Annotated in this window: 15 protein-coding genes; 7 read left to right on the forward strand and 8 right to left on the reverse strand. The window is 73.4% G+C overall.

The window, feature by feature from the left end:
* The first annotated feature begins 20 nt into the window (after positions 1-20).
* Positions 21-797, forward strand: a complete 777-nt coding sequence (locus FRAEUI1C_RS29635) for an SDR family NAD(P)-dependent oxidoreductase (RefSeq protein WP_013427067.1) — start codon at positions 21-23, stop codon at positions 795-797.
* Here FRAEUI1C_RS29635 and FRAEUI1C_RS29640 read toward each other — a convergent pair.
* Entirely contained in the window at positions 794-1,240 is a 447-nt protein-coding gene (locus FRAEUI1C_RS29640) for a TIGR03618 family F420-dependent PPOX class oxidoreductase (protein ID WP_013427068.1), read from the reverse strand. The two genes, FRAEUI1C_RS29635 and FRAEUI1C_RS29640, sit on opposite strands and share 4 nt — an antisense overlap.
* Positions 1,241-1,303: 63 nt before the next feature.
* Positions 1,304-2,815: an MFS transporter gene (locus FRAEUI1C_RS29645; RefSeq protein ID WP_013427069.1), complete on the reverse strand. Its 1,512-nt coding sequence runs from the start codon at positions 2,813-2,815 to the stop codon at positions 1,304-1,306.
* Positions 2,816-2,915: 100 nt separating this feature from the next.
* Between FRAEUI1C_RS29645 and FRAEUI1C_RS29650 the strand changes: the two genes are divergently transcribed.
* Both FRAEUI1C_RS29650 and FRAEUI1C_RS29655 read left to right on the forward strand, forming a co-directional pair.
* On the forward strand, positions 2,916-3,533 hold the full coding sequence (locus FRAEUI1C_RS29650) for a TetR/AcrR family transcriptional regulator (RefSeq protein ID WP_232425174.1): 618 nt from the start codon (positions 2,916-2,918) through the stop codon (positions 3,531-3,533).
* A 72-nt stretch (positions 3,534-3,605) separates the two neighbouring features.
* Positions 3,606-4,865 (forward strand): FAD-binding protein, encoded by a 1,260-nt coding sequence (locus FRAEUI1C_RS29655; RefSeq protein ID WP_013427071.1) that lies wholly within the window; start codon positions 3,606-3,608, stop codon positions 4,863-4,865.
* Here FRAEUI1C_RS29655 and FRAEUI1C_RS29660 read toward each other — a convergent pair.
* Both FRAEUI1C_RS29660 and FRAEUI1C_RS29665 read right to left on the reverse strand, forming a co-directional pair.
* Entirely contained in the window at positions 4,847-5,551 is a 705-nt protein-coding gene (locus tag FRAEUI1C_RS29660; RefSeq protein WP_198318655.1) for a response regulator transcription factor, read from the reverse strand. The genes FRAEUI1C_RS29655 and FRAEUI1C_RS29660 overlap by 19 nt on opposite strands.
* Positions 5,548-6,705: a sensor histidine kinase gene (locus FRAEUI1C_RS29665; RefSeq protein WP_013427073.1), complete on the reverse strand. Its 1,158-nt coding sequence runs from the start codon at positions 6,703-6,705 to the stop codon at positions 5,548-5,550. Before FRAEUI1C_RS29665 ends, FRAEUI1C_RS29660 begins: the two co-directional genes overlap by 4 nt.
* A 166-nt stretch (positions 6,706-6,871) precedes the next feature.
* Here FRAEUI1C_RS29665 and FRAEUI1C_RS29670 point away from each other — a divergent pair, with 166 nt between their 5' ends.
* Genes FRAEUI1C_RS29670 through FRAEUI1C_RS29680 form a run of 3 tightly spaced genes read left to right on the forward strand, consistent with a single transcriptional unit; the run spans position 6,872 to position 10,337 of the window.
* Entirely contained in the window at positions 6,872-7,855 is a 984-nt protein-coding gene (locus tag FRAEUI1C_RS29670; RefSeq protein WP_013427074.1) for an ABC transporter ATP-binding protein, read from the forward strand.
* Entirely contained in the window at positions 7,852-9,510 is a 1,659-nt protein-coding gene (locus FRAEUI1C_RS29675) for an ABC transporter permease subunit (RefSeq protein WP_013427075.1), read from the forward strand. The genes FRAEUI1C_RS29670 and FRAEUI1C_RS29675 overlap by 4 nt, the downstream gene beginning before the upstream one ends.
* Entirely contained in the window at positions 9,507-10,337 is an 831-nt protein-coding gene (locus FRAEUI1C_RS29680) for an ABC transporter permease (RefSeq protein ID WP_013427076.1), read from the forward strand. The genes FRAEUI1C_RS29675 and FRAEUI1C_RS29680 overlap by 4 nt, the downstream gene beginning before the upstream one ends.
* Before the next feature lie 425 nt (positions 10,338-10,762).
* On the opposite strand, the gene FRAEUI1C_RS29685 is transcribed toward FRAEUI1C_RS29680, so the two are convergent.
* Positions 10,763-11,629 carry a molybdenum cofactor guanylyltransferase gene (locus FRAEUI1C_RS29685; RefSeq protein ID WP_157735088.1) on the reverse strand — a complete coding sequence of 289 codons (867 nt, stop codon included), beginning with the start codon at positions 11,627-11,629 and terminating at the stop codon, positions 10,763-10,765.
* A 90-nt stretch (positions 11,630-11,719) separates the two neighbouring features.
* The gene (locus tag FRAEUI1C_RS29690; protein ID WP_013427078.1) at positions 11,720-13,627 is read right to left on the reverse strand and encodes an alkyl/aryl-sulfatase; all 1,908 of its coding nucleotides are present in this window, start codon (positions 13,625-13,627) and stop codon (positions 11,720-11,722) included.
* A 274-nt stretch (positions 13,628-13,901) separates the two neighbouring features.
* On the opposite strand from FRAEUI1C_RS29690, the gene FRAEUI1C_RS29695 reads away from it, so the two are divergent.
* The gene (locus FRAEUI1C_RS29695; protein ID WP_013427079.1) at positions 13,902-15,170 is read left to right on the forward strand and encodes a sensor domain-containing phosphodiesterase; all 1,269 of its coding nucleotides are present in this window, start codon (positions 13,902-13,904) and stop codon (positions 15,168-15,170) included.
* Positions 15,171-15,197: 27 nt separating this feature from the next.
* Here the strand turns inward: FRAEUI1C_RS29695 and FRAEUI1C_RS29700 are convergent, their stop codons facing one another.
* Together FRAEUI1C_RS29700 and FRAEUI1C_RS29705 are read right to left on the reverse strand one after the other, a co-directional pair.
* The gene (locus tag FRAEUI1C_RS29700) at positions 15,198-16,745 is read right to left on the reverse strand and encodes a Na+/H+ antiporter (RefSeq protein WP_013427080.1); all 1,548 of its coding nucleotides are present in this window, start codon (positions 16,743-16,745) and stop codon (positions 15,198-15,200) included.
* Positions 16,746-16,877: 132 nt separating this feature from the next.
* A complete protein-coding gene (locus FRAEUI1C_RS29705) occupies positions 16,878-17,477 on the reverse strand; it encodes a TetR/AcrR family transcriptional regulator (protein WP_013427081.1) in 600 nt (199 codons plus the stop codon).
* Between the last annotated feature and the right edge of the window lie 32 nt (positions 17,478-17,509).

Raw genomic sequence — 17,509 nt, forward strand, 5'->3', positions numbered from 1 at the left:
TCGCGCTCGTTGACGCCACCGTGGCCGACCTGGACTTCGCGGACGTGCCCGGGGTGGCGGTCGTGGCCGGCGGGAGCGGTGGGATCGGCGCCGCGGTCTGCCGGCGGCTCGCCGAGCTCGGCAGCGACGTCGTCCTGACCTACCACCGCAACCCCGACGCGGCGGGCGCGACCGTGGCCGCGGTCGAGGCGGCCGGTCGCCGTGGGCTGGCCCGCCAGCTCGCCCTGGAGGACGAGGCGGCCACCGCGGCCTTCCTGACCGAAGTGGCCGACCAATGCGGTGCCGTGCACACGGTGGTCGTCGCGTCCGGGCCGCACGTCCCACAGCGGCACCTGTCGACGGTGCCCCCGGCCGACTTCCGCCGGCAGGTCGAGGGCGAGGTGGTCGCGTTCTACAACCTGGTCCACCCCGCGCTGCCGCTACTGCGGGCGTCGCGGGGCAGCGTCGTCGCGGTCACCACCGCCGCGACCCGCCGTTACCCGGTCCGCGACGGCCTGTCCGCCGGGCCGAAGGGCGCGGTCGAGGCGGTGGTCCGGGCGTTCGCCGCCGAGGAGGGCCGCTACGGAGTCCGACTGAACTGCGTCGGCCCCGGCATGCTGACCGACGGGATGGCCGACCGCCTGATCCGCTCCGGCGCCTACGACAACGGGGGGCTGGAGGCCGCCCGCCGCAACATCCCGCTGCGCCGGTTCGGCACCGCCGTGGACGTCGCGGAGGCGGTCTGCTTCCTGGCCTCGCCGCGGGCCGCCTACGTCACCGGCCACATGCTCGACGTCGACGGCGGCTTCCACCTCTAGCTGGTCTTGTTGCTGTAGACCCGGCTGGGCTCGATGAGGACGGCGGCCCGGCGCTGCTCCGCCATGACGCGGTCGTAGGTATCCCAGTCGTCGTGGGTGCCGCCCGCGGCGGTGAACACCTCGCGCAGCAGCAGCCGGAGCCGCTCGGCGTCGATGTCCGGGTGTGGGTCGTCCGGGCCGATGAGCTGGGCGGTCCCCTCCAGCGCGGCCCACCGCCAGCCGGAACGGATGGTCGCGGTCACCTGGGGCCGGGCCCGCAGGTTGGCCAGTTTCACCGGCCCGTAGGTGACGAACCCGAGCACGTCCTTCCCGGTGAGCGGGTGGGCCAGGACTCCCACGTTCACGACCGAGGACTGGATCGTCTGGTCGGCCCGCGCCGTCGAGATGACCGCCAGGCCCTGCTCCTCGCGTCCGAGCGCCGCAAGCTCGTCAATGGTCGTCATTCGGCCCACCCCCTCTGGATCTCTTCCCGTCACCTGGCAACCATCGGGATCCCCGCGAAAGTCCTACCTGGGCGAGCCGGCCGAACGCTGAAAGACGGCGACCGCGACGGCGGCGACGACGATCACCGCGGCCCCGCAGAGGAAGGCGGTGTGCATGCCGTCGACGTACGCGGCCTGAGCCTGGTGCGCCACGTCCGGGCCGAGCATCGTGGCCAGCGCCAGCGAGGACCGCGCGTGGTCGGCGAGCGGGGCCGGCAGCCCGGTCAGGTGCAGGTGGGCCCGGTAGGTCGACTGCAGCAGGCTGCCCAGCACGGCGATGCCGAGCGCGCCGCCAAGCTCCCGGGACAGGTCGTTCATCGCCGAGCCGACGCCCTGCTTGGCCGCCGGCAGCGCGTCGGTGATGGCCGCCGTCGCCGGCGTCATCGCCAGGCCCATCCCGACGCCCAGCGGCAGCAGCCCGCCGAGCAGCAGCCCGTAGCCGCTGGCGACGCCGACCCGGGACAGCACCAGCAGCCCGGCCGCCACCAGCGCCAACCCGGCCACGCAGACCACCCGAGTACCCAGCCGGCCGACCAGCCGCGGCGCGAGGCCCCGTGCCCCCAGCCCGATCGCGGCCGCCATCGGGACGAGGCTGACCGCCGCGACCAGCGGGCTGTCCCCACGCACCAGCTGGAGGTACTGCAGCACGACGAAGATGAACCCGAAGAACGCGAAGAACTGGCAGGTGATCGACAGCGCCCCCAGAGCGAACCCCCGGTTGCCGAACAGCCGCGGGTCGAGCAACGGGTTCGCGTGGCGCAGCTCCCAGCCGATGAAGCCGGCGAGCACGACCACCCCGGCCGCGATGCCCGCGAGCGTGCGCGCGCTGGCCCAGCCCGCGGTCGGCGCCTCGATGATCGAGTAGACGGCCAGCAGCAGGCCCGCGACGGTCAGCAGGGCACCGACGAAGTCCAGCCGCCCGACTTCGGGGTCGGCCGACTCGGGGATCACCCGCACCGTCGCGGCGACGGCGACCACCGCGAGCACGACGTTCAGCCCGAACACGGCCCGCCAGGACCACTGCTCCAGCAGCAGGCCGGACGAGAGCACCCCGACGATCGCGCCCGCCCCGGCCACCCCGGCCCAGGCCCCGACCGCGCGGGCGCGCTGCTCGCGCGGGAAGGTCGCGGTGATCGTCGAGAGGGTCGCCGGCATGACCAGGGCGGCGCCGAGGCCGAGCACGGCCCGCATCGCGATGAGCCACCGCGGGTCGTGGACCGTCATCGCGACGGCCGAGCCCACCGCGAAGACCGTCAGGCCCGCGATCAGGGCGCGCCGCCGGCCGTACCGGTCGCCGACGGCGCCGCCGAGCAGCAGCAGCGCCGCGAACGGCAGGGCGTAGCCGTCGATGACCCAGGACAGCTGGGTCTGGGTCGCGTGGGTGTCCCGCGCGATCGACGGCAGCGCCACGTTCAGCGACGCGACCGCGGCGACGACGGTGAACAGCGCGAGCATGACGACCGGGAGCACGGCCCGGGACACATCGTCCGGCTCCCGGCTCGACGTGGCGGGTGTGGCTGCGAGGGTGGTGCTCATGGGGACCTTCCGCTGAGAGTCCTGACACGCTGAGAGTGCTGACAGCGGTCAAGGTGACACCCGGGCGGCGGCTATTTCAATGCTGATGAATAATGGCGACGTGACCGAGGGCGCAGTACGCACGCGCGGCCGGCGGGCGGGCAGCCCGGACACCCGTGGGCGCGTTCTGGAGATCGCGCGCCGGCGGTTCCTGGCCGACGGGTACCGGGCGGTGACGCTGCGATCGGTGGCCACCGAGGCTGGGGTCGACGTCGCCCTGATCAGCTACTTCTTCGGCTCGAAGCGGGGCCTGTTCGGCGCGGCGCTGGGCCTGGCCGCGAATCCGGCCGACCTGCTGCGCCTCGCGCTGCCCGGCGACCGCGCGACGATGCCGGAACGGGTGCTGCGCACGCTGGTCACCGCCTGGGACGACCCGGAGAACGGCCCGCGGCTGCGGGTCCTCGCGACCACGGTCGTGCAGGAGCCGGAGTTCGCCAGGATGTTCCGTGAGCTCGTCCAGCGCGAGATGACCGAACAGATGGCCCAGTACATCGGCGGCGCCGACGCCCCGGCCCGCGCGGCCGTGTTCACCACCCAGCTGGCCGGGGTCATCTTCGCGCGCTACCTCCTGCGGCTGGAGCCGATCGCGAGCCTGTCCGCTGATGAATTAGTCCGCCACCTCGTTCCAGGGCTGCGGGCCGTGCTGTACGCCCCGGTCGGGGTGCCGCGCCGCCGTTGACGCTCCCCCGGCCCGACGCCGCGTGACCGGTGACAGACTCGGCGACGGGGTTCGGCGGAGGGGGCGGCGAGGGTGCGCGATGCGGCGGCGGCCAACTGGGCCGGGAACGTGCGGTTCGGGGCGGCGCGGGTCGTCGCGCCGGAGTCGGTCGGGGAGCTCCAGGAGATCGTGGCCGGCTCCCGGAAGGCCCGGGCACTGGGCACCGGGCACTCGTTCAGCCGGATAGCCGACACCGACGGGACCCTGATCGCGACGGCGCGGCTGCCACGCCGGATTCAGATCGACGACGGCTCCGTGACGGTGAGCGGCGGTATCCGGTACGGCGACCTCGCCAGGGAACTCGCGCCGAACGGCTGGGCGCTGCGCAATCTCGGCTCGCTGCCGCACATCTCGGTCGCCGGCGCCTGCGCGACCGGGACGCATGGCTCCGGTGACCGCAACGGCAGCCTGGCGACGTCGGTCGCGGCACTGGAGTTGGTCACCGCTTCGGGCGAGCTAGTCTCGGTCCGCCGTGGCGACGAGGACTTCGACGGCCACGTCATCGCCCTCGGCGCCCTCGGCGTCACCGTCGCGGTGACGCTCGACCTGGTGCCCGGCTTCCAGGTCCGCCAGCTCGTCTACGAGGGGCTGACCCGCGACACCCTGCTGGAGTCCGTCCAGGAGATCTTCGCCGCGAGCTACAGCGTCAGCGTCTTCACCGGCTGGGACCCGGAGTCGTCCCAGCTCTGGCTCAAGCAGCGGGTCGACGGGCCCGGCGACGACGGTGAACCGCCCGCCGAGCGGTTCGGCGCCCGGCTCGCCACCCGCCCGCTGCATCCGGTGCCGGGCATCGACCCGACGCACACGACCCAGCAGCTCGGCGTCCCCGGGCCGTGGCACGAGCGGCTGCCGCATTTCCGGCTGGACTTCACCCCCAGCGCCGGGGACGAGCTGCAGACCGAGTACTTCGTCGCTCGGGAGCACGCAGCCGCCGCGATCGAGGCGCTCTTCGCGATCGGCGCCGTCGTCCGCCCTGCGCTGCAGATCAGCGAGATCCGCACGGTCGCCGCCGACGCGCTGTGGCTCAGCCCGGCCTACCGGCGCGACGTCATGGCCCTGCACTTCACCTGGATCTCGGCCGAGGGCACGGTGATGCCAGCCGTCGCCGCCGTCGAACGCGCCTTGGCGCCTTTCGACCCCGTACCCCACTGGGGCAAGGTGTTCGCGCTGCCCCCGGCGGCGGTCCGCGCCGGCTACCCCCGTGCCGCGGAGTTCCTCGCCCTGGCCGCCCGCCGGGACCCGGAGGCCGTCTTTCGCAACCAGTACCTCGACGCCTACCTGCCAGCGGCCTGACCGGCGTCAGTGCCCTGACCGGCGTCACCGCCGGCGATCCGGTAGCCGACCCGGGGCGTCGTGGCGATGACCGACGGCTCGCCGAGCTTGCGGCGCAGCCGGCCGATCGTGACCAGAACGGTGTTCGTGAACGGGTCGGCGTGCTCGTCCCAGACCTGTTCGAGGAGGTCCTCGGCGCTGAGATGCGCCGGGCTGGCCCGCAGCAGCGCCTCCAGCACGGCGAACTCCTTGGCGGACAGGTCGAGCGGCCGGCCGTCCCGGGTGACGGTCCGGCGGATCGTGTCGAGCTCGACGCCCAGGGCCCGCAGCGTCGCCGGCGCGGCGGCTGGGCGGCGGCGGGCGAGCGCGCGAATCCGCAGCACCAGCTCGGGGAAGTGGAACGGCTTGGTCAGGTAGTCGTCGGCGCCGAGCGTGAGCCCGCTGACCCGGTCGACCGGCGCGTCCGCGGCGGTGAGCATGAGCACCATGACCCGGTCGTCCCGCCCGGCGATCATCTGGCAGAGCGTGTCGCCGTGGATGCCGGGCAGGTCGCGGTCGAGGACGACGACGTCGTAGCTGTTGACGGCCAGCTTGGCCGCGGCCTCCAGACCGTCGTGCGCGACGTCGGCCGCGATCGCCTGGTCACGCAGCCCCTCGACCAGGACGGCGGCGAGCCGGCGCGCGTCCTCGACCACCAGCACCCTCACGCCGGGACCCCCGGCAGGGCCGCGTCCGCCGCGCCCGAGACTGCCGCCCGGGGCAGCGCGACGGTGACCCGCAGGCCGCCGTCGGCGCGCGCCCGCAGGTCGAGCGAGCCGTCATGAGCCTCGGCGATGGCCGCCACGATCGACAGGCCCAGCCCCGCGCCGGCCGTGTCCGACCCGGTGCGCTCCACCCCGAGCCGGCGGAAGGGCCGGCCCAGCTCGGCGACCTCCTCCTGCGCCAGCACGTCCCCGCCGTTCTCGACGACGAGGCGCGCCGTCGACCCGGACACCGCCGTGGCGACCCGGATCCAGCCGCCGTCGCGGTTGTGCAGGATCGCGTTGTCGAGCAGGTTGTCGATCATCCGGCTCAGCAGCGGCTGGCTGGCCACGATCCAGGTCTCCTCCAGGCTGTGCACCCGGTGCAGCTGGAGGCCCCGGTCCGCGAGCTGGTCCGCGCGGGGAGCGAGCCGGGACGAGACGGCCTGGTCCAGGGCGATGACGGCCCGGTCCGGCAGCGCCCCGTGCTGCCCACGGGCGAGGGCCAGCAGGCCGTCGAGCAGCTCGTCCACCCGGTCCAGCTCGACGCGGACCCGGTCGGCGAGCGTGATCGTCTCGACCGGCACCGGGCCCGGCTTGGCCGCGGCGACGTCGACCAGCGCCCGGACGGTGGCCAGCGGGGTGCGCAGTTCGTGCGACGCGTTCGCGACGAAACGACGCTGCGCCCCGAATGCCCCGTCCAGCCGTTCCAGCAGGGCGTCGATGGTGTCCGAGAGGTCCTTGAGCTCGTCCTTCGGGCCCTGCATCGCGAGCCGCTCGTGCAGGCTGTCCGCGGAGATCCGCCGGGTGGCCGCGGTCATCGCCCGCAGTGGCCGCAGCGCGCGGCCGGCGGCGAGCCAGCCGACCACGACCGACACGACCGCCATCACCCCCAGCGCGATCAGCGACCCGAGCAGGTAGCCGTGGGACACCGACATGCGGACATCGCCCGACCCGACGGGCGGATTGACCGGGTCCGGACGGGTGGCCACCGCGGCGGAGGAGACCGACGTCGACCCCACCCCGTTGGTGATCCCCAGCAGCACCACGGAGGAGATCACGAACAGCACGCTGTACAGCACCGTCAGCCGCATCCGGACGGTCCGACGCACCTTGATCACAGTCCCCTCCTTCAGCCATCGCGGGCCCTGACCTTCCAGGGTGCCCGGCCGGGCCTAACAACGAAATAACGGCCGCCGTTCGGCCCCTGTCAGCGCCCGGTCCCTAGAAACCGGGCTGCCACAGAAACCTGTGCTGCCACTGATGGCACGCCTCAGGAGGGGTCCGATGGGAACAAGCATTGAGGTCGACGGTCTGCACAAACGGTTCGGCGGGACGAAGGCCCTGGACGGGATGACGTTCACGGTGTCACCCGGCCGGGTCACCGGCTTCGTCGGGCCGAACGGGGCCGGCAAGTCCACGACGATGCGGGTCGTCCTCGGCCTGGACACCCCCGACGCCGGCACGGCGCTGGTCGGTGGCCGGCGGTACGCGACGCTGCCGCGCCCGCTCGGCTGGGTCGGCGCGCTGCTCGACGCGGCGGCGCCGCAGCCGGGCCGCTCCGCCCGCAACCACCTGCTGTGGCTGGCCCACTCGCAGGGCCTCGGCCGCCGCCGCGTCGACGAGGTGCTCGACCTCGTCGGCCTCGCGGGCGCGGCCCGGCGCAAGACCGGCGGCTACTCGCTCGGGATGCGCCAGCGGCTCGGGATCGCCGCCGCGCTGCTCGGCGACCCACCGGTGCTGATGTTCGACGAACCGTTCAACGGCATGGACCCGCAGGGCATCGTCTGGATGCGCGGCTTCCTGCGGTCCCTGGCCGACGACGACCGGACGGTACTGGTCTCCAGCCACCTGATGAGCGAGTTGCAGGACACCGCCGACCATCTCCTCATCGTCGGCCGCGGCCGGCTGATCGCCGACACGTCGACCGCGGCGCTGCTCGCGGCCGCCGCCGGCGACCGGGTACGGCTGCGCACGAGCGCCGCGGCGGCCGCGGCGACGGCGTTGGAACGGGCCGGCGGCACCGTCGTCCTGACCGGCCCTCAGGCCCTGACCATCTCCGGCGTGCCGGCGGCCGAGGTCGTCGCCATCCTCGGCGCGGCCGGCGTGCCGTTCGCCGAGGTCGCTGCGGAGCAGGTCAGCCTCGAACGGGCGTACCTGGACCTCACCAGCGACGCCGTCGAGTACGCCGCCCGCCCCGGCGCCGCCCCGCCAGGGTCCGGCGCCGGGCCGGCGGTCGACGGCGCGCACGCGAAGGACGCGGTCCGATGACGGCCACCATGCTGCCGCCGCGGCTCGACGGGCCGGGCGCGCCCACCGGCCGGGCCGGCTTCGGCTCCGTGCTGCACGCCGAGTGGACCAAGTTCCGCACCCTGCGCGGCTGGGTCATCGCCGTCGTCATCGCCGCCGTGCTGATCGACGTGTTCGGGCTCTTCGCGGCCGGCGGGATGAGCATCGGCTGCGGCGAGAACCTGTCGGGCAAGGCCTGTTACCGGGCGCTGCCGACCGGCCCCGGCGGGCAGGCCGTCTCCGACACCTTCCTCTTCGCCCGCCAGCCACTCACCGGCGACGGCTCCATCACCGTCCGGGCCACGTCGCTGACCGGCCACTACTCGACCGGCCAGGTTCCGGCCGCCGGCTCGGCCGGGGACGCCCAGGCCTCCGGCGTCGACGAGCCCCAGCCGTGGTCCAAGGTGGGGATCATCCTCAAGGCGAGCCTGGTCCAGGGCTCGGCCTACGCGGCGATGGCGAACACCGGGAGCCACGGCACCCGCATGCAGTGGAACTACACCCACGACGTGGCCGGCCTGCCCGGGACGGTGTCGGCGGCCTCCCCGCACTGGCTTCGGCTCACCCGCGCCGGGGATGACATCACCGGCTACGACTCGACCGACGGCGTCTCCTGGACCAAGGTCGCCACCGCGCACCTCGCCGGCCTGCCGGCGACCGTCCAGATCGGGCTGTTCGCCGCCTCACCCGAGCACGTCGAGGTGACCCAGTTCTTCGGCGGCAGCTCGGGGTCCGGCGGCCCCTCCACGGCGACCGGAACCTTCGACCACATCAGGCTCACCGGCACGCGGGCCGGCGCGGCCTGGACCGCCAGCGGGGTCGGCGACACCGGCGGGCCAGGTCGAGGTCAGGCCCCGGCCACTCGCCCCGGCGGGCCGGCTCCGGAGCCGGTCGACGGCACGATGGCCTTCCGCCAGACCGGCGTCGACCAGGCCACCGTGACCGGCACCGGCGACATCGCCCCCGTCGTTCCCGGCGGCCCAGGCGCGACGGCCACCATCGAGGACCACCTGATGGGCACCTTCGTCGGACTGCTCGTGCTGGTCGTGGTCGCCGCGATGGTCGGCACGGCCGAGTACCGCCGCGGCCTGGTCCGCGTCACGCTGGCCGCGGTGCCACGGCGGGGGCAGGTGCTGGCGGCCAAGGCGTTCGTGGTCGCCGCGGTGGCGTTCGTGGCCGGCCTGGCCGCGGCGGCCGTCGCGGTCCCGGTCGGCAACCGGATCTCGCGCAACCAGGGCGCGTACCTGCTCCCGGTGAGCTGGCTGACCGAGGCCCGGGTCATCGTCGGGACCGCCGCGCTGCTCGCGGTCTGCGCCGTGCTCGCCCTCGCCGTCGGGGTGATCCTGCGCCGGGGCGCCGGCGCGGTGGCCGCGGTCATCGTCGGCATCGTGCTGCCCTATCTGCTGAGCGTCGCGTCGGTGCTGCCGGTGAGCGCCGCCGAGTGGGTCCTGCGGGTCACCCCGGCGGCGGGCTTCGCCATCCAGCAGAGCGTTCCGCGCTACGCCCAGGTGACGTCCGACTACGCGCCGCCGACCTACTTCCCGCTCGGGCCGTGGGCCGGCTTCGCCGTGCTGTGTGGCTGGACGGTGGTCGCACTGGTGGGGGCCCACCTCCTGCTGCGCCGGCGGGACGCATGACGGCGCCGGCCCTGCCCCGCCCCGGCTGGCGCGGGCCGGCGCTGGCCGCCCGGCGGGCGCTGCGCGCCGAGTGGACCAAGCAGCGCACCGTCGCCGGTCCGGCCTGGCTGCTCGGGGCCGCCGTCGTGCTGACCATCGCGGTCAGCACGGCCGCGGCGGCCGCCACCCACTGCCGGCCGAACGGTGACTGCTCCGTCGAAGCCGTCAAGCTCAGCCTCACCGGCGTCCAGCTCGGCCAGGCCGTCGTCGCCGTCCTCGCGGCGACGGCCGTCAGCGCCGAGTACGGAACAGGAATGATCCGGGTGACGCTGACGGCCGTTCCCGGCCGGCTCACCCTGCTGGCGGCGAAGGCCGTCACGATCACCGGTCCCGTGCTGGTCGGCGGGAGCGTCGCGGTTCTCGGTTCGCTGCTGGCCGGGCGCCTGCTGCTCCCCGCCCACGGCCTCACCCCGGCCCGCGGGTTCCCGGTGCTGTCGCTCACCGACGGCCCGGTCCTGCGGGCCGCCGTCGGATCGGTCCTGTACCTGGGCCTGATCGGGCTACTCGCGTTGGGCATCGGCACGGCGGTCCGCGACACCGCGGCCTCGATCGGGATCACGCTCGGCCTGCTCTACCTCTTCCCGATCATCGCCGCGTCCGTCAGCGACCCCTCGTGGCACCGGCACCTGAACCAGCTCAGCCCGATGACCTCCGGTCTGACGATTCAGGCGACCCGCGACCTGTCCGCCCTGCCGATCGGCCCCTGGGCCGGCCTCGGCGTACTGGCCGCCTGGGCGGCGGCGGCCCTGCTGGCCGGCGGGCTGGTGCTGCGCCTGCGCGACGCCTGAGGACCCGCCGACGGCGCGGCCTGGCCCCGTCGCGCCGCCGGCCGGTGCCGTCCGGCGCGGCGGGCCGGTCGCGACCGACCTGTGGCTCGGCGCCGACATCCGGGACGGCGGAGGCTTGATCACCACATGGTGATCAAGCCACCCGCCAGTTTCCCCTGCGCATCTGGCGATCAATGAGGTCTCGCACCTCACAGGGAAGCCTTGATCACTCGTCGCGCAGGCTAAACGGCGCTCGGCGCCCCGATTTATCCCGTTTATCCCTGCGCAGTTCTCGATCAAGGTGCAGCAGCTTGGCCAGCTAGCCGGGATGATCGGCGTCTGCGCAGGCAAGTCGGCGCCTCGGATCAGGCGGGACAGCGCCGGGGGTAAGCACACCTTGGTCAGGTTGGTCCACCGGGCGGCACCGGCGGTCCGCGGTCTCGCGTTCAGTCACCCGGGCCGGCGACGAGGAAGGAGACCTCGTCGCCCGCCACCAGAGGTGTCGTGGCGTCGGTGACCGGGACGCCGTTCAGCGCCGCCGGCGCCGTCCGACCGACCGGCAGGCGAACGGCGTCGGCTGCTTCCCGGATCGTGGCCGCCGGCACCAGCCGCGGCCCGCGCGACGGGTCCGAGGCGCCGCCCGCACCGACCAGCCGCACGGTAACGGTCGGCGCTGGACGAGCCCGGGCCGCCGCGTAGTCAGCGGGGGTGTTGACGTTCAGCAGTGAGTCCAGCTCCGGGTCCAGAGCCGCGAGCACCGGATCGGCCCTGAGCGCGGCTTCGTCCAGCCGGAGCACGGCGCAGGCCTCGAAGAGGAACGCCGGGCGCAACCGGTCCTGCTCGACCAGCCGGGCGGCGAGTTCGCCGAGCCCCGTCCGGTAGCCGGCGGCCAACGGCTGCTGGTACCCATGCGCGACCGGAAGAGCGACGGCTGGGCCGTCCGGCCCGTCAAGCGCCCTGAGCACCCTCGTGACGAAGGCCGGGTGCAGGAACGGCAGGTCGGTCGACGCGATGAACGCGCTCTCGGCCCGGCCGAGCAACGCGGTCAGCCCGGCCGCGATCCCCTGGACCGGACCCTTGTCCTCGCGCGGGTCGTCAACAACCAGCGTCCCGAAGGGAAGATCCGGGAGCCGCTGCCCGACCGCCCGCACGACGACCACCGGCCCGTCGACCGCCCGCCCGACGATGCCCACCGTCCGACGCAGGAACGTCGACCCGTGCCACTCCAGCGCCGCCTTCGCCGTCCCCATCCGGACGGACCGCCCGCCGGCCAACACGACGCCAGCGTGGCGGGCAGCCGGTGATCCCGTCATCGGCTCATAGTCGTACGCCCGGAGCCCGCCCACAACGTTCCGCGAAACGCCTCGGGCGATCTCTGCCTGCCGACCAGATCAACAGCCTCGTCAGCCGTCGACGGGGGTCACGATGGGGAAGGACGGGTCGAAGGAGTCGAGCAGTCCGATCAGCACGCGCAGCGCGTCGGGATCCCCGTCGACGGTGATGTCGCCGGCGCGGATCAGCGAGTCGACCCGGTTCGGCCTGCCGAGGATCTCCAGGAGGTCGGACCGGGACAACCTCACCGTGGCGTCGGCGTCAGGCAGCCAGCGGCGCCTGAAGTGCAGGACGCCGTTGCGGATCCGCAGCGAGCCCTGCTCGGCGCTGACCTCCAGGTTGAGGACCAACGGGTGGTCGGCGGCGCGCGGCCCGTCCAGCCGTACCGCGACGAAGTCGAACAGCAGGTCCAGCGGCATCTCGAGCAGGACCTCGGGCTGCACGGGCGACGTCAGGCCGCGCTGCACGCCGTCGCGCAGCTCCAGGGCGGCGGTCAGGTAGATGTTGCGCCACTGCGGTCCTTCGGCCTGGAAGCCGAGCTGCTCGTAGGCCTCGGCCAGCAGGGCGCGCGCGTCGGCGTTGGCCGGCTGCGCGGTGACCAGATGGTCGAGAAGCTCCGCGGCCCAGCGGTAGTCCCCGGCCGCGCCGGCGGCGCGGGCGCGGTCGAGAAGGGCCGCGGGCCCTCCCATGGCCTCGACGTAGCGCGGCGCCGTCACGCTGGCCGGATGCGGGTGCAGGGTCGCCGGGTTGCCGTCGAACCAGCCGAGCTCCTTGTGGAACACCGCCTTCAGGTCGTGGTTCAGCGTCCCGTGGTAGCCGCGGTTCCACCAGGCTCGGGCCAGCGAGTCCGGGAAGCGGAGCCGCTCGGCGATCTCGTCGGGGCGGTACCCGTGGTTCGCCAGCCGCATGGCCTGGTCGTGGATGAACTTGTAGGCGTCGCGCTGTGACTCCAGGAACGCGCGGACGTTCGCGTTGCCCCACACCGGCCAGGTGTGCGGACCCCAGTGCACCTGGACCGCGTCGCCATAACGTTCGAGGGCCTCGTCCAGATAGTGCGCGAAACGTGCGGCGTCACGGGTTCGCGCGCCGCGCAGGGTCTGGATGTTGTGCAGGGAGTGGTTGGCATTCTCCGCACAGCTCAGCGCGCCGTATTCCGGAATCCAGACGTGCATCTCCTCGGGCGCCTCGGTGTCGGGCGTGTACTGGAACTCAAAGGTGATTCCGCCGAACACCCGGGTCTGCCCGGTCTCGTCGATGATGTCGGTCGGGGAGAGATAGCCGTTCGTCCCGCCGGCGAGGGCCGCGGTGCCGATGCCACAGCCGACCAGGCCCCGTTCGCTCGCCGGCAGCAACTCCCCGAACGCATAGGCGGCGCGCCGGGCCATCACATTGCCGGCGATGATGTTCTCTCCCATCGCCAGGCGTTCGAAATCGTGGCCCGGCGCGATGATCGAGACCCGGCCGGCCGCGACCTCCTCGCGGGAGGTCACGCCGAGCACCCCGCCGAAGTGGTCGACGTGGGTGTGGGTGAAGATCACCGCCGCCACCGGGCCCGCGTCCGGGCGGTGCGTCCGGTAGAGGCTCATCGCGTACCGCGCGGTCTCCGTGGCGCAGCCGGTGTCGATGACGACGACGGAGCCGGCCGTCTCCACGACGGTGAGATTGGCCAGGTCATGGTTGCGGACCTGGTAGATGCCCGGCACGACCTCGTAGAGGCCACCGATTCCCATCAGCTTCGACTGCCGCCACAGGCTTGGGTTCACGGTCGCCGGGGAGCTCGCGTCCTCCGGGTGGGCGAGCGCCGCGAGGTCCCAGACCACCCGCCCGTCCGCGCCCCGGACCACGCCGCCGTCGGGCAGCTCGGCGATCAGGCCCCGATACACGTCGGCGAAGTCGCGGTCGTCGCCGAAGTCCAGATAGCGAAGGGTCTCGTCGTGCACCGCGGCCGTGGCCGGAGCGACTTCCCGTACGGATGTCATACCGCTCCCCTCAACCGTGACCTCTGGAATCTCGACCGTGATGTTCAGGACCCGTTGAAAGGGCGGCGACAAATCGGAATAAATATCACCGGCGAGAAGAAACACCGTCGACGGTGGGTTCCCGGCCGCCGACCGCCGAAACCCTGGCCGCGCCTCGCTCTGGACACGGAGGTTCCCAACGGCGAGGGTCGCGACGACCGGCCTCTCGCCGCCCGGCCGCTGCTGTCCGCGACCGGTCTGGTGTGCGGCGGGACTGCCGGGGTAGCTCGCACTGGTGGAGCGGTTGTCGAGGCGCTGCGCGTCCTGTCTGGGGCCTGAGTCCGAGGTCGCGGAGCCGTGGACCGTTCTCATCGAACTGCTCGACGTGCTGTGCCGCAGGCTGCACATGGACGTGGCCTGGCTCGGCCAGTTCGAGGGCGACCTGCTCGTCCTGCAGGTGGTAAGCGGCGACCTGGACCGTTTTGGGATCGCTCCGGGCATGAGCATTCGCCGGTCCAGCTCGCTGTACGGAAAGATTCTGGCCGGCGAGCTTCCGGCGGTGATCCCGGACGTCCGGGCAGATCCCCGGGCCGCCCAGGTGGCGTCAGCGACCGAGTTCGACATGGGCGCCTACGCGGCGACCCCGGTCGTCGACGGCGAGGGGCGGTCCTACGGCATGCTCGGCTGTCTCAACCAGCAGCCGTGCCCGTCCCTGGGCGAGAGCGATGCCGGCTTCCTGCGGCTGCTCGCGGGATTCCTCTCCCAGTTCGTGATCGATCTCCGTCAGCAGTGGGAGATGCGCAGCGGGGTCTGGCGCCACATCCGCAGCCTGCTCGACGAGGGCGGGCCACAGGTCTACTTCCAGCCGGTCGTCGAGCTGGCGACGGGCCGGGTGGTCGGGGTCGAGGGACTGTCCCGGTTCCCGACCGCGATCCAGGGACCGAAGGACCTGTTCGCCGCCGCTGCGACGGTCGGCCTCGGGCCCGAGCTGGAGATGGCGGCCATCCGCAACGCCCTGCGGGTGCTCCCGGACCTTCCCCTTGACGTCACCCTGACCGTCAACGCCTCCCCGGCCACGGCGACGGGCGGGCTGGTCGACCTGGTCGTGGGCACCGGCACGCCCGCGAAGGTGGCCGTCGAGATCACCGAGCACGACTACATCGGCGACGACCGCGGCCTGCTTCTGGTGGCCGACATCCTGCGAGGCCATGGGACCCACATCGCGGTCGACGACGTCGGCAGCTGCTACTCGGGGCTGGAGCAGCTCCTGCACCTGCGGCCCGAGGTCATCAAGATGGACTACTACATCACCCACGGCATCGACGTCGATCCGGCGCGCCGCGCGGTCGCGGCCGGGCTGACCAGGATCGCGCAGGAGATCGGCGGACGGGTCGTCGCCGAGGGCATCGAGACAGTCGCCGAGCTGGAGGCCGTCATCGCGACGGGCATCCCGTTCGGCCAGGGCTTCCTGCTCGGTGCTCCGACCCCGAGCATCACCGACGCCTGCCGCGGCGACCGCCTGCCCGGCCACCTGGGCGCCGGCCGACGAGGCCGGGTCGCCTGACTCGCGCTCGTACCGGGCCAGGGGCGCCTACTCGTCGCCGAGCGCGATCTCCTCGCGGTCGAGGTCGTGCTGAAGGCGGCGGCGGGTCGTGTCGCTGATGAGGTGTTCGTCGTAGAGGCGGCGCAACTCGGTGTTCTGGACGGCGAGCACGTCGAGCCGCAGCGCCCGGTAGGCCGCGTCGAGGGTGTTGCCGTCCGGGCCGTCGGTGCCATGGTCGAGACGGGCGGCCAGGCCGCGACGGGTGCGGTCGATGACCACCTCGGGCAGCGCTTCCAGGCCGGCGAGCTGCTCGACGTGGCCGAGTGCCGCCCGGTTGAGCGCGTCGCGGGCCTCCGCCTCCTCGCGGGCGGTGTGCTCCGGCTCCAAGGCCAGGCCCGAGCGGTTGACCACGGCCGTCAGCGTCAGCCCCTGGCCGACCAGGGTGAGGGCCACGACCGCCGTGGTCAGCACCAGCACGAGCGGACGCCCGTCCAGCGCGGCGCCGCCCTGCCCGGTGAGGGGGATGGACAGCGCGGCGGCCAGGGGCATCACGCCGCGGGTGCCGGCCCAGGTGACCACCCCGGCGACCCGCCAGGGCAGCGCGCCCTGGCTGGGCCGGACCGCCCGGGTGAGCGGCAGCGTCCAGACCAGTCGGGCCGCGACCAGCACCAGCGCCAGCGCCAGCGCCTGAAGCGGCCACCAGCCGCTGCCGCCGGGCAGGTCACGCACGAGGGCCGGCAGCTCCAGGCCGACGACGCTGAAGACCACGCTCTCCAGCAGGAACACCACCACCGCGTACACCGCCTGCACCTGCAGCCGGATCCGCGCGTCGCTAAGCCGGTGGCCGTAGCCGCCCAGCACGACGCCCGCGACGACGACCGCGGTGACCCCGGAGGTGTGCGCGGTCTCCGCCACCACATAGGCCGCATAGGGCGTGACCAGCGCGATCACGGTCTCCAGCACCGGATCGGTGGTGCGGCGCCGGATCAGCCCCACCAGCCCCGCGACCGCCACCCCGATCAGGCTCCCGCCGCCGCCGAGCAGCAGGAACTCGCCGGCCGCCCCCACCAGCTCGACCGAGCCGCCGGCCGCCACCGCGACACCGACCGCGACCTTGAACAGCACCAGCGAGGTCGCGTCGTTGAACAGGCTCTCCGCCTGCACCAGCACCTGGACCCGGCCGGGCAGCGCCAGCCGCCGGCCGAGCGCGGTCACGGCCACCGGGTCCGTGCTCGCCAGCACCGCGCCGAGCACGAACGCCATCCCGCCGGGGAGGCCGGTCACCGCGACGGCGGTGAAGCCGACCGCGGCGGCCGAGGTGAAGACCAGGCCGAAGGCGAGAATCGTGACCGGCCGCCACACCACCCGCAGGTCACGCAGCGACAGCTCCTCGGCTGCGGCGTACAACAGCGGCGGCAGCACGACCAGCGCGATCGTCTGCGGCGGGATGCGCAGCGCCGGCACCCCCGGGATCGACGCCACCCCGAGCCCCGCCAGCACGAGCATCGACGGGGCCGGCACCCGCCAGCGCCGGGCGAAGGTCGCCACGACCGTCGCGAGAACGACCAGGAAGAGAACGATCCCTACAGCGCGCACCGCAAAAGCCCCATCACGACGAGCGGATCACCGCCGCCAGCTCGCTACGGTCGTCCCCGCGCCGACCAGACTTCCCGGCACACCGATCCCAACCCTAGCCGCGGACAGGCCGGACCACACCCCGGCGGGGGCTCAGTCGGGCAGGTCGAGCAGCCGGCAGGCGTAGTGGAAGACCCGGTCCCGCAGGATGTTCGGGTCGAGCGCCGCGAGCGCCGGCTGGCCGACGGCGGTGATCGCGGCGGCGAGCATCGCGGCGGGGATGCTCCACTCGGTCTCGCTGTCGTCGTCGACGAGCAGGGCGAACATCCGCCTGGTGAGGCCGCTGAACGGCTCGTGCCGCGCGAGGACCCGCATCATCGCCGGGTCACCCTGCCAGGCGCGGACCTGGGCGCGGCTGCGGACGGAGAAGTCGACCAGCTGACGCAGCAGGGCCCGGCGTGCCTCGACCCGGTCGGGGGCCGCCTCGGCGTCCTCGACGGCCGCTTCGAGGGCGACCAGCTCATGGTCGGCCGTCGCGACGACGATCTCGTCCTTCGTCTTGAACTGGTGGTAGACCGCCGCCTTGGTGACCCCCATCGAGTCGGCGATCATCTGCAACGACGTTCCGGCCACGCCGTACTCCGCGAAGAGCCCGTACGCGGCGGTGATCACCCGCACCTGGGCCGGGGTATGCCGGATCTCGGCCAGACGCGTGCCCGAGCGCGAACGCGTCGTCGAAGCCACGAACGACATGGTAGCCGGTCGGCCAGACCGCGGGTAGCCGA

It is taken from the genome of Pseudofrankia inefficax (assembly GCF_000166135.1).
GTDB lineage: Bacteria > Actinomycetota > Actinomycetes > Frankiales > Frankiaceae > Pseudofrankia > Pseudofrankia inefficax.

Bases quoted from the DNA above. Each gene is read 5' to 3' on its own strand.
- FRAEUI1C_RS29640 (WP_013427068.1), bottom strand. From the start codon at position 1,240: ATGACGACCATTGACGAGCTTGCGGCGCTCGGACGCGAGGAGCAGGGC.
- FRAEUI1C_RS29645 (WP_013427069.1), bottom strand. From the start codon at position 2,815: ATGAGCACCACCCTCGCAGCCACACCCGCCACGTCGAGCCGGGAGCCG.
- FRAEUI1C_RS29670 (WP_013427074.1), top strand. From the start codon at position 6,872: ATGGGAACAAGCATTGAGGTCGACGGTCTGCACAAACGGTTCGGCGGG.
- FRAEUI1C_RS29675 (WP_013427075.1), top strand. From the start codon at position 7,852: ATGACGGCCACCATGCTGCCGCCGCGGCTCGACGGGCCGGGCGCGCCC.
- FRAEUI1C_RS29680 (WP_013427076.1), top strand. From the start codon at position 9,507: ATGACGGCGCCGGCCCTGCCCCGCCCCGGCTGGCGCGGGCCGGCGCTG.
- FRAEUI1C_RS29685 (WP_157735088.1), bottom strand. From the start codon at position 11,629: ATGACGGGATCACCGGCTGCCCGCCACGCTGGCGTCGTGTTGGCCGGC.
- FRAEUI1C_RS29690 (WP_013427078.1), bottom strand. From the start codon at position 13,627: ATGACATCCGTACGGGAAGTCGCTCCGGCCACGGCCGCGGTGCACGAC.
- FRAEUI1C_RS29705 (WP_013427081.1), bottom strand. From the start codon at position 17,477: ATGTCGTTCGTGGCTTCGACGACGCGTTCGCGCTCGGGCACGCGTCTG.